The 12,738-nt window shown below is 72.5% G+C and carries 10 protein-coding genes and 1 pseudogene; 4 read left to right on the top strand and 7 right to left on the bottom strand.

Features of this window, described 5'->3' with window-relative positions:
- Positions 1 to 227: 227 nt before the first annotated feature.
- From IEZ05_RS06325 to IEZ05_RS06340, 4 genes are all read right to left on the bottom strand, one after another.
- A complete protein-coding gene (locus IEZ05_RS06325) occupies positions 228 to 1,295 on the bottom strand; it encodes a hypothetical protein (RefSeq protein ID WP_189229003.1) in 1,068 nt (355 codons plus the stop codon).
- Positions 1,296 to 1,343: 48 nt separating this feature from the next.
- Entirely contained in the window at positions 1,344 to 2,282 is a 939-nt protein-coding gene (locus tag IEZ05_RS06330; RefSeq protein WP_189229004.1) for an N-acetylneuraminate synthase family protein, read from the bottom strand.
- Between the two features lie 14 nt (positions 2,283 to 2,296).
- Positions 2,297 to 3,559, bottom strand: coding sequence for an N-acylneuraminate cytidylyltransferase (locus tag IEZ05_RS06335; protein ID WP_189229005.1), 1,263 nt, complete (start codon positions 3,557 to 3,559; stop codon positions 2,297 to 2,299).
- Between the two features lie 65 nt (positions 3,560 to 3,624).
- Positions 3,625 to 4,941 carry a DUF6716 putative glycosyltransferase gene (locus IEZ05_RS06340; protein ID WP_189229006.1) on the bottom strand — a complete coding sequence of 439 codons (1,317 nt, stop codon included), beginning with the start codon at positions 4,939 to 4,941 and terminating at the stop codon, positions 3,625 to 3,627.
- A 198-nt stretch (positions 4,942 to 5,139) separates the two neighbouring features.
- Between IEZ05_RS06340 and IEZ05_RS06345 the strand changes: the two genes are divergently transcribed.
- The 4 genes from IEZ05_RS06345 (at position 5,140) to IEZ05_RS06360 (ending at position 9,923) form a co-directional block, all read left to right on the top strand.
- The gene (locus IEZ05_RS06345) at positions 5,140 to 6,120 is read left to right on the top strand and encodes a glycosyltransferase family 2 protein (RefSeq protein WP_189229007.1); all 981 of its coding nucleotides are present in this window, start codon (positions 5,140 to 5,142) and stop codon (positions 6,118 to 6,120) included.
- Positions 6,117 to 7,451 carry a polysialyltransferase family glycosyltransferase gene (locus tag IEZ05_RS06350; RefSeq protein ID WP_189229008.1) on the top strand — a complete coding sequence of 445 codons (1,335 nt, stop codon included), beginning with the start codon at positions 6,117 to 6,119 and terminating at the stop codon, positions 7,449 to 7,451. Before IEZ05_RS06345 ends, IEZ05_RS06350 begins: the two co-directional genes overlap by 4 nt.
- Before the next feature lie 244 nt (positions 7,452 to 7,695).
- Complete coding sequence (locus IEZ05_RS06355; RefSeq protein WP_189229009.1) at positions 7,696 to 8,850, top strand: acyltransferase family protein; 1,155 nt, start codon at positions 7,696 to 7,698, stop codon at positions 8,848 to 8,850.
- A 77-nt stretch (positions 8,851 to 8,927) separates the two neighbouring features.
- Positions 8,928 to 9,923, top strand: coding sequence for a class I SAM-dependent methyltransferase (locus IEZ05_RS06360; protein ID WP_189229010.1), 996 nt, complete (start codon positions 8,928 to 8,930; stop codon positions 9,921 to 9,923).
- Here IEZ05_RS06360 and IEZ05_RS06365 read toward each other — a convergent pair.
- The 3 genes and pseudogenes from IEZ05_RS06365 to IEZ05_RS06375 all read right to left on the bottom strand — a co-directional run.
- A pseudogene (locus tag IEZ05_RS06365) lies at positions 9,908 to 10,273 on the bottom strand (TetR/AcrR family transcriptional regulator C-terminal domain-containing protein); the annotation flags it as partial. The gene IEZ05_RS06360 and the pseudogene IEZ05_RS06365 sit on opposite strands and share 16 nt — an antisense overlap.
- A gap of 78 nt (positions 10,274 to 10,351) precedes the next feature.
- Entirely contained in the window at positions 10,352 to 11,002 is a 651-nt protein-coding gene (gene leuE, locus IEZ05_RS06370) for a leucine efflux protein LeuE (protein WP_189229011.1), read from the bottom strand.
- Positions 11,003 to 11,101: 99 nt separating this feature from the next.
- Entirely contained in the window at positions 11,102 to 12,700 is a 1,599-nt protein-coding gene (locus IEZ05_RS06375) for an acyl-CoA mutase large subunit family protein (protein ID WP_189229012.1), read from the bottom strand.
- Between the last annotated feature and the right edge of the window lie 38 nt (positions 12,701 to 12,738).

Raw genomic sequence — 12,738 nt, forward strand, 5'->3', positions numbered from 1 at the left:
TGAAGGGTAGGACGCCGAGGCGGTCAACTGTCCTGCGATCAACAAAAGTTCAGCCCGTTAGGGGAAGAAAAGTTGGCCGTCCGGCGCATGGGTGCCGACGGAGGTGGGTAAACTCACCCGCTTTTGGCCCTCGTACCCGTCTCCGCTTTCCTTGCTCCTTCCACGCATACCACGGTACGGGTGTGCCACGCCGGGGCTGTCCACGTGGTGGCCCGGCCGGGTGTCCGCTAACCGGCCCCCGCCACCGCCGACAGCCGGTGCACGTCCCGGGCCGCGCCCGTGACGCCCGACAGGAAGCCGCTCGCCCGGGGTGAGGCGGAGCGGGTGAGCCAGGCGGGGTCGATGTCGCAGACGGCGACGCGGACCTCCGTGCCGGCGAGGGCGAGCGGGAGGGTGTGGACGACCGTGGACGGAAAACTGAGGACGGTACGGCCGATCGGGCCACGGCGGGCTATCAGTTCCAGGGGCAGGTCGGGGCGGACGATCTCCAGGCCCGTCTCGACGGCCAGGCGGTGCAGCTTCTCGGTGCTCTCGCGCCGGTGGGCGAAGTAGCGGGCCGCTCCGTGGGTCTTCGCGAGGGAGCGGACGGCGTCCAGGTAGCGGTCGGAGTCCACGACGCCCGTCTCCACCAGGGAGGTGCCGACCATGTCGGCGCCCTTGGTGATGCGGGGCGGGCCGAAGCGGGAGCGCGTCCAGGCGAAGGCGTTGGCGGTCACGGTGACGCCGTCCGGGGTCTCCTCCACGGGCATGGCGGAGAAGACCTCCACGTGGCGGCCCCGTGCCGGGGTCAGGCGGCGCCGGGCGGACCGCGACACGGGGGCGAACAGCAGGTCGCGGGGGCCGGGGCGGCTGCCCTTGCGGTGCCAGCGGACCAGGCGTTCGCCGCGGGCCAGCTGGGTGACGAACTCCATGGTGGCCGTGCCGTCGTCGACGACGACCAGGTCCCGGGCCCGGGTGATGGTCAGGAGCAGTTGGACGTAGCGGGAGAAGGGGTCGCCCATGACGACCCGGTCGGCGCGGCGCAGGGGGGTCGTCAGGCTCCCCACCGTGCGGAAGGGGGCCGTGGCGCCGCCCCGCGCCTCCTCCCAGCGGACCTCGTGGCCCTCGCGCCGGGCCAGTTCCGCCATGCGGCGCAGCTGGCCGCGGGTCATCGGGTCCACCGGGGACAGGACGACGAGGGTGAGCTCCGCGCCGGGCGCACGGGTGTGCGCCCACTCCAGCACGTTCAGCAGTTGCACCGGGCTCTCGACGAAGGCGAGAGTGCGGGGGCCGGCGTTCCCGGCGCGGGGGCTCATCGGCGTGCGACCGTCCCGTCGTAGGGCGTGGTGGGGGGTGGGAGTGGGTCAGACCGTGACCGGCTCGCCGGCGGCCGCGGCGATCTCCGCCTCGGCGACGACGCCGGTGACGCGACGCAGCTTCTTCATGGGGGCGAGCTCGGAGTCGTAGACCTTCTTGACGCCGTCGCCGAGGGAGGCCTCGATGGTGCGGATGTCGCGGACGAGGCGGGTCAGGCCCTGCGGCTCGACCGAGGCGGCCTGGTCGGAGCCCCACATGGCGCGGTCGAGGGTGATGTGCCGCTCGACGAAGGTGGCGCCGAGGGCGACCGCGGCGAGGGTGGTCTGCAGGCCCGTCTCGTGGCCGGAGTAGCCGATCGGGACGTTCGGGTACTCCTGCTGGAGGGTGTTGATGACGCGGAGGTTCAGCTCCTCGGCCTTCGCCGGGTAGGTGGACGTCGCGTGGCAGAGCAGGATGTTGTCGCTGCCCAGGACCTCGACCGCGTGGCGGATCTGCTTGGGGGTCGACATGCCCGTGGAGAGGATGACCGTGCGGCCCGTGGCGCGCAGGGCGCGCAGCAGCTCGTCGTCGGTCAGGGAGGCGGAGGCGACCTTGTGGGCGGGGACGTCGAACTTCTCCAGGAAGGCGACGGCCTCGGTGTCCCACGGGGAGGCGAACCAGTCGATGTTCTTGCTCTTGCAGTACTCGTCGATCTGGCGGTACTCGTCCTCGCCGAACTCGACGCGGTGGCGGTAGTCGATGTACGTCATCCGGCCCCAGGGGGTGTCGCGCTCGATGTCCCACTGGTCGCGCGGGGTGCAGATCTCGGGGGTGCGCTTCTGGAACTTGACGGCGTCGCAGCCGGCCTCGGCGGCGGCGTCGATCAGCTTGAGCGCGTTCTCGATGTCGCCGTTGTGGTTGATGCCGATCTCGCCGGTGACGTAGACGGGGCGGCCGGGGCCGGCCTCGCGGGTACCGAAGGTGCGGATGCGGGAGTCGGTGCTCATGGCTGGGGGTTTCCTTACGTGGACTGGATGAGCGGAGCGGGGGTCGTGGAAGGGTCGAGGGAGGGGCCGAGGAGCCAGCTCGCGATCTCGCGGATCGCGCCCTCTCCGCCGGCGACGGTGGTGACGGCGCGGGCGGCGCCGCGGACGACGTCGTGGGCGCTCGCGACGGCCACGGGCCAGCCGACGAGGGCGAAGCAGGGCAGGTCGTTGACGTCGTTGCCGACGTAGAGCACGCGCTCGGGGGCGATGCCCTGGTCCTCGCACCACTGCTTGAGCGCGAGGTCCTTGCGGTCGATGCCGTGCAGCACGGGCAGCTTGAGCTTGCGGGCGCGGGCGGCGACGACCGGGTTCACCTCGGTGGACAGGATCAGCATCGTCAGGCCGCTGCGGCGCAGGGCGGCGATGCCGAGTCCGTCGCCGCGGTGCACGGAGACGAACTCCCGTCCGTCGGAGTCGATCAGCACCCGGTCGTCGGTCTGGGTGCCGTCGAAGTCGAGGACGACCGCGTCGATGTCCTCGGCGGTCGGGAGGGCGCCGGGCCGGGCGCCGTCGAAGAGGGGCGCGAGCGCGCGGGCGCGGGCCAGGTCGTGCGGGTCGTCGATCTCCAGGACGCGGGCCGGGTCGGTGCGGACCAGTTCGGTGCGGCCGAAGAAGCGGTGGCCGTGCTCGCGGAAGCCCGCCGCGTCCATGGCGTAGGCGGCGCCGGTCTCCAGCAGGTCCTGGGGGCGGTCCTGGCGGCGGGGGCGGTAGGACTTGTCGTGGTTGACGCCGTGGCCGCCGTCGTCCCCGCCGGTGCCGTCCCGCCAGACGAAGCCGTGGAAGGGGGCGACGGTCACCGCGGTGTCGGCGCCGTCCTCGGCGACCGCGCCGGCCACCGCGTCGACGTCGTCGCGGACGAGGAAGGGGCTGGTGCACTGCACGAGCAGCACCACGTCGACGGCGGCGCCGTGCAGGGCCTCGTGGGTGTCCATGGCGTGCAGCACCGCGGCCTCGGAGGTGGCCGTGTCCCCGGCGATGGCGGCGGGGCGCAGCACGACCTCGGCGCCGGCCTCCCGGGCGGCAGCGGCGATGGCGCGGTCGTCGGTGGAGACCACGACGTCCGTCACCAGGCGGGTGGCCCGGCACTCGCGGACGGCGCGGGTGACGAGGGGGACGCCGCCGACGGGGGCGAGGTTCTTCGCGGGCACGCCCTTGGAGCCGCCGCGCGCGGGGATGACGGCGAGCACGCGGCGCACCGAGGCGCCTCGGCCCGCTTCCGGGTCGTCCGGCTGGGTCATGGCAGGGGCTCCTCGGTCTCCTCGGGCGGGTACGCGGGTCTGGGGCGGGGTGGGGTGCGGGCCGGTCACAGCTCCCCCATCCGGCGGATCACCGGGGCGACGCGCTGGACGCCGTGCCGGTAGGCGCCGCGTGCGGCGCGGCGCACGATCTGGCGGACCGGGCCGGGCTCCCTGTCGGCGGCGGGCGCGCCGGGCAGCGGGCTGCCGTCCGGGGCGAGGTGGTGGCGGGCGAGGATGCCGGGCAGATAGCCGGGGGCGGTGACGGGTGTGTAGTAGGGGCGGAGCGGAGGCAGGCCGCCCGGCCGGCCGAGCAGCTCGGTGATGCGGGCCCGGGCGGTGTCGAAGGCGGTGGCGTAGGTGCCGTCGGCCGCGACGCCCTGCCGGGCGACCCACGCCGGGTCGGGCACGGGCAGGTGGCCGTCGTCGAGCTGGTCCCAGGAGGCGAGGCAGCCGGAGCCGGTGAAATGGTGGTTGCCGAGGGCCTCGCGCACCCCTAGGTCGGTCAGCACGGCCGTCGGGATGCGGCGGTGCAGGGACTCCAGGGCGGCCGTGGAGCTGACGGTGACCAGCAGGTCGGTGCGGTCGAGGACCTCGCCCATGTGGCCGTAGACCAGGCGGAAGTTGGGCGGCGGGTCCGTCTTCTGCACCAGCTTCTGGTAGGGCAGCTCCTCGATGTGCGTGGTGTGTTCGCCCGGCTTGGAGCGCAGCTTGAGCAGCACCTCCCGCTCGGGGTGCCGGCGGGCGTGCCGTACGAGCCGGTCGAGCAGGTACGTACGGTCCCGGCGGCCGTCCGGGACGGAGGGCTGGGCGGCGAAGACCACGGTGTACGGGTGGCCGTGCTCGCCGGTGTGCTCCGCACCGCCCAGGAAGGGCAGCGCGACCTCGGTCACTGCCGAGGCGTCGGCGCCGACCCCCTCGTACACGGTCCGGAAACGGTCCGCGTCCTGCCGGGAGTTGGCGAGGACGAGGTCGGCGCCGTGACGCAGCAGCAGGCCGTCGGTGAGCTTCTCGTAGACGACGCCGACGTAGCCGGTGACGACGACGGGCCGGTCGGTGCGGCCGTCCCACACGTGTCGCAGGCCGTGCAGCACGGCCTGGACGCCGCCGCCGACCAGGGCGAGGACGAGCACGTCGTACGGCTCCTCGGCCATGGCGCGCAGGAACTCGGCGGCGGTCACCTCGCGGAGCGAGTCCGCGTCGGCGCCGACTTCCGCCAACTGGCGGGCGGTGGGGGTGGCTCGGCCCCGCAGGAGGTAGCCGTCCAGGTGGAGGTCCGCACCGTCGGGGGAGATGCGGGACGCGGTGAGCGCGCCCCATTTCCACCGGGTGTCGGAATCCGCGAGAACGGCGATCCGCCGGGCCTTCGTTGCACTTGCTGGCACACCGAGGACGCTAGGAAGCCATTTCTAGTAACCGCCCAACCGGAATGCAACAAACGGTGAACAGCACATCGCCGAACGGCGAATCGGGCCGCGGGGCGCCGGAAATCCCATCCACTTCACGGCTTCGCCACGCCTCGTTCACCTCGCATCAAGGCACAGGTAAAGCGACATGCCGGGCTGCCGCCTAACGTCGCGGACGTGCCCAAGCTCTCCGTCATCGTGCCGTTCTACAACGTGCGGCCATACGCACCCGACACCCTGCGGAGTCTGCGCGCGAACGCGCGGGACGACTTCGAATTCATTCTCGTCGACGACTGTTCGTCCGACGGCACCGCGGACCTTCTCGCGCGCGCGGAGGACGAGCTGCCGGGGGCGGTGCTGGTCCGCCACGAGCGCAACGGCGGTCTGGCGACCGCCCGCAACACCGGCATCGACCGGGCGCGCGGCGAGTACCTGACCTTCCTGGACGGCGACGACTGGCTGGCCCCCGGCCACTACGACCGCCTGGTCGCCGCGATCGAGGACCTGGGCTGCGACTTCGTGCGCACCGACCACGTGCAGTGCACGGCCAGGTCCCGGGCCGTGGTCCGGGTGCCGCACGGGCGCAGGAACGTCTCCCTGCGACCGCGCGACGCGATCCTGCCCGCCCACCGCTCCACCTCGGTCGACTACGCGTACGCCTGGGCGGGGATCTACCACCGCCGGCTGGCCGACCGGGGCCTGCTGCACTTCACCGACGGGCTGCGCACGGCCGAGGACCGGCCGTGGATCTGGAGGCTGCACCGGGAGGCGGAGTCCTTCGCGGTGACCGGGCTGCTCGGCGTCTTCTACCGGCGCGGGGTGGCGTCCTCGCTCACCCAGATCGGGGACGTGCGCCAGCTGGACTTCATCCGCGCCTTCGACCAGGTCGTCGCGGAGACGGCCGCGGACGCCGACGCCGCGCGGCTGCTGCCGAAGGCGGTGCGCACGTACTGCGCGATCATCTCCCACCATCTGGGTTCCATCGAGAGGTTCGAGCCTGCCGTGGCACGCAAACTGAAGGCGATGAGCGCCGCCGCGCTGCGGCGGATGCCGCAGGACGCGCTCGACGAGGTGCTCGCCTCGATGGACACCGAGCGGGCGACACGGCTGCGCCGGCTGCGCCGCCGTCCGGCGCCGGCCGCGGAGGTGGCGGCGTGAGCACGCAGATCTTCCTGGCGTCGACGCTGTACGGCACGGCCACGCTCGCCGCCGCCCTGGACGCCGGCTGCTTCGACGCGGCCGACCGGCGGATCCTGCTGGTGTCCAACAACGCGGCGACGCCCGAGACGACGCCGGCCCTGGACGCGATGCCGGGGTTCGAGCGGCTGCGGGACCGGTTCGACGACGTGGTGTCGTGGAACGAGACCATCTTCCCGTTCCACCCGGGCGGCTGGGCGCCGCGCGTGGACGACGCCCCGATGTGGGAGCGGTATCTGCGGCTGGCCTGGGGCCTCGGGGACGACGACGTGGCGCTGGTGGTGGAGTCCCTCCAGGTGCAGCCCGCACTGGGGGTGGCGCAGCTCTTCCCGGACGCGCCGCTGACCGTGTACGCGGACGGCCTGATGAGTTACGGGCCGACCCGCAACAAGCTCGACCCGCTGGTCGGCACCCGCGTGGAGCGGCTGCTCCACCTCGACCTGGTGCCGGGGCTCACCCCGCTGCTGCTGACCGAGTTCGGGGTGGGCCCGGAGCTCGTGCCGACCCAGGCGTTCACCAAGGTGCTGGCCGAGCTGGCGGACACCGGCGCCGGTCTGCCGGACGTCGAGGGGCCCGCGCTGCTGCTCGGGCAGTACCTGTCGGCGCTGGGCATCCTCTCCGCCGAGGAGGAGGAGGCCCTGCACGTGCGGATGCTCACCGGTGCCGTCGGCCTCGGGCACACCCGCGTGGTGTTCAAGCCGCACCCCACGGCCCCGGCCCGCTTCGCCCGCACTCTGGAGGAGGAGGCGGAGCGGCTCGGCGTCGCCCTCACGGTGGTGGACACGCCGGTGCTCGCCGAGGTGCTGTACCAGCGGATGCGTCCGGCGCTGGTGGTCGGCTGCTTCTCCACGGCGCTGCTCACCGCGTCCGCGCTGTACGGCCTGCCGGTCGCCCGGGTCGGCACCGAGACGCTGCTGGACCGGCTGACGCCGTACGAGAACAGCAACCGGGTGCCCGTCACCATCGTCGACGCGCTGCTGCCCGAGCCGGACGACGCGGCGGCCGTCGCGGAGGGGCGCCGGGCTCTGGACACGGAGGCCCTCGGTGCGCTGGTGCGGGCGGTGGGTTTCGCGATGCAGCCGAAGATCCTGACCGAGCTGCGGCCGGACGCGGAGGAATTCCTGCACGGGAATCTGAACACCCGCACCTGGCGGTATTTCAAGAAGCGGCGGCTCACCTCACTGGGACTGCCCGGCGGAATTCCGGAGCGGCTGGCCTTTCTGCCGCACAATTCCACCGCGCGGAAGGTGGTGCGGCGGGCGCGGGCCATTCGTCGCTCGATCAAACGCTGAGGTGATGTCGGGTGACGGGACGGTGAACCGCGCGGGAGGACCGGCCGCCGTCGCCGTTCCGTCATCCGGCGTTCCGCGGAAATTCCCCCAGTGGTCCGCCCGGCGGCGCCGTTCCCGGCCGGGGGCATGCCTAGCCTTGCCCCACCCACCACACACGCGTTCCTCGCACTGCCGTTCGCAACTCGGCCTGTCCGCGGGCGTCCTGACCGACGACGAGTGAGGGAACGGCCGAAGGAGACCAGCAGTGACCGAGACGGTCGTGAGCACGACGGCAGCGGGGCCCGGCGCGGCCACCGCACCGGCGCCCGGCGCACCGATACCGGGGGTGCCGCGGGCGAAGGCGGCACCGGCCCGGCTGCGGGCCCTGGACGGGCTGCGACTGGTGGCCGCGCTGATGGTGGCGGCGTACCACTACGGGGGACGCGGCGGCTCCGTCACCGACGCGTGGGGCAGCTCGGCCCAGTTCCAGTTCCCGACGCTGCACACCTTCTTCGCCTACGGCTGTCTCGGCGTCCAGGTCTTCTTCGTGATCAGCGGCTTCGTGATCTGCATGAGCGGCTGGGGCCGGTCCCTGACGTCGTTCGTCGCCTCCCGCGCCTCCCGGCTGCTGCCGGCCTACTGGGCGGCGGTGATCCTCGTGACGGCGGTGTTCGCGCTGCCGGTGGTCGTCTACGAGGCGGTGTCGCCGAGCGACGCGCTGGTCAACCTGACGATGCTTCAGCAGCCGCTGGGCGCCGACCGGGTACTGGGCGTGTGCTGGACGCTGTGGGTGGAGGTCCGCTTCTACGCGCTGTTCGCGCTGTGCGTCGTCCTGCCCGGCGCGAACCGCCGGCGCGTGCTGATGTTCTGCGCCGGCTGGCTGCTGGCCGCGGCCCTCGCGCAGGCCGCGCACGAGCCGCTGCTCGAACTGGTGCTGATGCCGGAGTACGCCCCGTTCTTCGTGGGCGGCGTGGGCCTGTACCTCGTCCACCGCGACCGGCGGGACGCGCACGCGTGGGGCCTGGTGGCCGCCGGCTTCCTGATCGGCCAGCACTACGCGGTGCGCGATCTGTGGAACGCCACCGACCCGAACGCCTTCGCGCACCGCACCACCTTCGGCATCGTCCTGGTCGTCGCCTTGGGCTTCCTGGCGGTCGCGGCGGTCGCGCTGGGGTGGCTGAAGCGGGCGAACTGGCGCTGGCTGACGGTGGCCGGTGCGCTGACGTACCCGTTCTACCTGGTCCACGAGCACCTGGGCTGGGTGGCGATCCGTTTCCTGCACCGCGGGCTGCACGTGCCGTCGGCGGTGACCTTCGCGCTGACGGTGGCCGGGATGCTGGTGCTGGCCTGGCTGCTGCACCGGTTCGTCGAGAAGCCGCTGACACCGCGGCTGCGGAACGTGCTCAGCCGATCACATTGAGCGATTCGTGCGATATTCCGTCCACCGGGCCGCGCGCGCCCGCTGCCTTTCCGGTGCCGAGGAGGCATCCTCCCTTCATGGCGACCGCGCAAGCTACGCACACGTATCCCGCTGAGCTGAACGACGTCCCCGGCTGGTTCTGGCCGCTCGACCAGGTGCTGTTCTCCTGGTTCCTGGAACGGCAGGAGGCCGCGGGGACCCGCGGCGACCTGCTCGAACTGGGTGCCTACATGGGCAAGAGCGCGATCCTGCTGGGCCACCACCTCCAGGACGGCGAGAAGCTCACCGTCTGCGACCTGTTCGAGGCGGACGCCCCGGACGAGGCGAACCGGGCCGAGTCGGCGAAGTCGTACTCCACGCTCACCCGGCAGGCCTTCGAGCGGAACTACCTGTCCTTCCACGACACCCTGCCGACGATCGTGCAGGCCCCGAGCTCCGCGATCACCGGGGAGGTCGCGCCCGGCACCTGCCGCTTCGCCCACATCGACGCCTCGCACCTGTACGAGCACGTCGAGGGGGACATCGGAGCGGTCCGCGACCTGCTGCTGCCCGAGGGCATCGTCGTCCTCGACGACTACCGCACCGAGCACACCCCGGGCGTGGCCGTCGCCGCCTGGGAGGCCGTGCTCAACCGCGGGCTGCGTCCGGTCTGCCTGAGCACCCAGAAGCTGTACGCCACCTGGGGCGACCCCGAGCCCGTCCAGGAGCGGCTGCTCGCCGCGCTGCGTGAGCGCGACGACTGCTCGGTGACGGTGGAGTGGGCCGCCGGGCACCGGCTGGTCCGGTTCCGCGCCAAGGGGAAGACGATGCGGCTGCCGTCGCTTCCGGTCTCCCGGCACCGGGCGCCCGCGTCGGGCCCGCAGGGCCGGCAGCCGGGGGCCGCGTCACTGCCGGGGCAGACGAAGGCGGCACGGCAGGACGGCCGCACGGCGCGGCCGGCGTCGGCGCCGTCCCCCCGCGACCGGGCCCGCCGCCTCGCCCTGGACCTGCTGCCGCCGGTCGTCACCCGGGCCGTACGCCGCCGGCTGGCGGCACGGCGGCGGGCGGGGGCCGGGTCTCAGTCGAGGCCGTAGCGCGCCGCGATTCCGTCGATCACCAGCGCCAGCCCTTCTTCGAAGTGCCGGTCGTAGTCCGCGAAGATCTCCGCGCCCGCCGCGGCCGACAGGGGGAAGTCGGCCATCCGGCGGGCGCGTTCGTCCATGTCGTAGCCCTCGCGCCGCTGGTCGGGCAGGGGTGCGACGCCCTGTTCCTCGGTGACGAAGCCGAGCGTGTAGACGTACGTCGTCGAGGCCGCCCGCACCGCCTGGGGGAGGGTGAAGCCGGCGGCGGTGAACAGGCGCAGGCTGTCCTCCATCTGTTCGGCGTGCTCCAGGCCGGTGAAGCGTGAGCCGCTGAAGACCTTGGCTCCGTCGCGGTAGCCGAGACGTCGGCTGGGCGGGCGAGGACGCGGCCGGCCTCGGCGGTCACCTGGCCCGCTTCGGCCTGGTCTGACGGCCTGCGCCTAGGCGCTGGCCACCGACAGCTTCACCGCGAAGCCCAGGAACAGCGCACCCGCCGCCGAGGTGGCCCCCGCCGACAGCCGCTTGCGGCGCCGGAAGGCCGCGGCCAGCTTGGTGCCGCTGAAAATCAGCGCGCTGAGGTAGAGGAAGCTGAAGAACTGGGCGAAGGCGCCGAGAACGACGAAGGACAGGGCCGGGTAGGCGTAACCGGGGTCGACGAACTGCACGAAGAAGGCCACGAAGAAGAGGATCGCCTTCGGGTTGAAGAGGCTGACGACCAGGGCCCGGCGGAAGGGCCGTTCGTCCCCGGCCACGGGGGCGGCGGCGTCCGGCGCGGCCTCCTCCCGGCGTGTCCGCCACATCGCCCACGCGGCCCGCATCATCCCGACCGCGAGCCAGGTGAGGTAGCCGGCACCGGCGTACTTCACGATCCCGAACAGCAGGGCGTTGGCCTGGAGCAGCGAGGCCACTCCGGCGGCCGACAGCGTCATCAGCACCGCGTCCCCGCACCAGACCCCGGCGGCGGCCGTGTACCCGGCGCGCACGCCCCGGCGGGCGGCCACGGAGAGGACGTAGAGGGAGTTGGGGCCGGGCAGGAGGACGATGAGGACGAGGCCTGCCAGGTAGGTGGGGAGGTCGATGACGCCGAACATGGAGGGAGTGTCGCACGGGGGTGCGACACTCCGCGCCGGTGTTTCAGCCGTCGGTACGGACGCGCACCCAGCGCGTCCGACGGGTGATCAGAAACGTGCTCAGAAGGCGTCCGAGGGCACGTACGTCCCCCACACCTCGCGCAGTGCGTTGCACACCTCGCCCACCGTCGCCCGGGCCCGCAGCGCATCCTTCATCGGGTACAGGACGTTGTCCTCGCCCTCGGCGGCCTTCTTCAGGGCGGCCAGGGCCGTGTCCACCGCCTGCTGGTCGCGCTCGGCGCGCAGCCTGGCGAGGCGTTCGGCCTGCTGGGCCTCGATGGCCGGGTCGACGCGGAGGGGCTCGTACGGCTCCTCCTCGTCGAGCTGGTAGCGGTTGACGCCGACGACGACCCGCTCGCCCGAGTCGGTCTCCTGGGCGATGCGGTAGGCGCTGCGCTCGATCTCGTTCTTCTGGAAGCCGTGCTCGATGGCGCTGACCGCGCCGCCGAGGTCCTCGACCTTCCGCATCAGCTCCAGGGCGGCGGCCTCGACGTCGTCGGTCATCTTCTCGATGACGTAGGAGCCGGCGAACGGGTCGACCGTCGCCGTCACGTCCGTCTCGTAGGCGAGGACCTGCTGCGTGCGCAGCGCGAGGCGGGCGGACTTGTCGGTCGGCAGCGCGATGGCCTCGTCGAAGGAGTTGGTGTGCAGCGACTGGGTGCCGCCGAGGACGGCCGCCAGGCCCTGGACGGCGACGCGGACCAGGTTCACCTCGGGCTGCTGGGCCGTCAGCTGGACGCCGGCCGTCTGGGTGTGGAAGCGGAGCATCAGCGACTTGGGATTCTTCGCGCCGAACTCCTCCTTCATCACCCGCGCCCAGATCCGGCGGGCCGCGCGGAACTTGGCGACCTCCTCCAGGATCGTCGTGCGGGCCACGAAGAAGAAGGAGAGGCGGGGCGCGAAGTCGTCGACGTCCATGCCGGCCGCAACGGCCGTGCGCACGTACTCGATGCCGTCCGCGAGGGTGAACGCGATCTCCTGCGCGGGCGACGCGCCCGCCTCGGCCATGTGGTAGCCGGAGATCGAGATGGTGTTCCACTTCGGGATCTCGGCCCTGCAGTACTTGAAGATGTCCGCGATCAGCCGCAGCGAGGGCTTGGGCGGGAAGATGTACGTCCCGCGCGCGATGTACTCCTTCAGCACGTCGTTCTGGATCGTGCCGGTCAGCTGGTCCGCGCCGACGCCCTGCTCCTCCGCGACGAGTTGGTAGAGCAGGAGCAGCAGCGAGGCGGGCGCGTTGATCGTCATGGACGTGGAGACCTTGTCCAGCGGGATCCCGCCGAACAGCACCCGCATGTCGTCGATCGAGTCGATCGCCACGCCGACCTTGCCGACCTCGCCCGAGGCGATCGGGGCGTCGGAGTCGTGGCCCATCTGGGTGGGCAGGTCGAAGGCGACGGACAGGCCCATCGTGCCGTTGGCGATCAGCTGCTTGTAGCGGGCGTTGGACTCCGTCGCCGTGCCGAAGCCGGCGTACTGGCGCATCGTCCAGGGGCGGCCGGTGTACATGGTCGGGTACACGCCGCGGGTGAAGGGGTACCGCCCCGGCTCGCCCAGCTTCTCGGCCGGGTCCCAGCCCGCCTGGGCGTCGGGCCCGTAGACCGGTTCGATGGGCAGTCCGCTCTCGGTGGATCGGACACTGCCCGACTCGCGCGTCATGGTGTGTTGCCTCCCGCTGAGCATGTGTTCGAGCTGCT

Origin of the sequence: Streptomyces flaveolus (assembly GCF_014648815.1) — a bacterium.
In the GTDB taxonomy this organism is placed as follows: domain Bacteria; phylum Actinomycetota; class Actinomycetes; order Streptomycetales; family Streptomycetaceae; genus Streptomyces; species Streptomyces flaveolus.

What these genes read in the sequence shown, in the direction of transcription:
- IEZ05_RS06330 (WP_189229004.1), bottom strand. Translation starts at nt 2,282, where the DNA reads ATGAGCACCGACTCCCGCATCCGCACCTTCGGTACCCGCGAGGCCGGC.
- IEZ05_RS06375 (WP_189229012.1), bottom strand. Translation starts at nt 12,700, where the DNA reads ATGACGCGCGAGTCGGGCAGTGTCCGATCCACCGAGAGCGGACTGCCC.
- IEZ05_RS06360 (WP_189229010.1), top strand. Translation starts at nt 8,928, where the DNA reads ATGGCGACCGCGCAAGCTACGCACACGTATCCCGCTGAGCTGAACGAC.
- IEZ05_RS06335 (WP_189229005.1), bottom strand. Translation starts at nt 3,559, where the DNA reads ATGACCCAGCCGGACGACCCGGAAGCGGGCCGAGGCGCCTCGGTGCGC.
- IEZ05_RS06325 (WP_189229003.1), bottom strand. Translation starts at nt 1,295, where the DNA reads ATGAGCCCCCGCGCCGGGAACGCCGGCCCCCGCACTCTCGCCTTCGTC.
- leuE (WP_189229011.1), bottom strand. Translation starts at nt 11,002, where the DNA reads ATGTTCGGCGTCATCGACCTCCCCACCTACCTGGCAGGCCTCGTCCTC.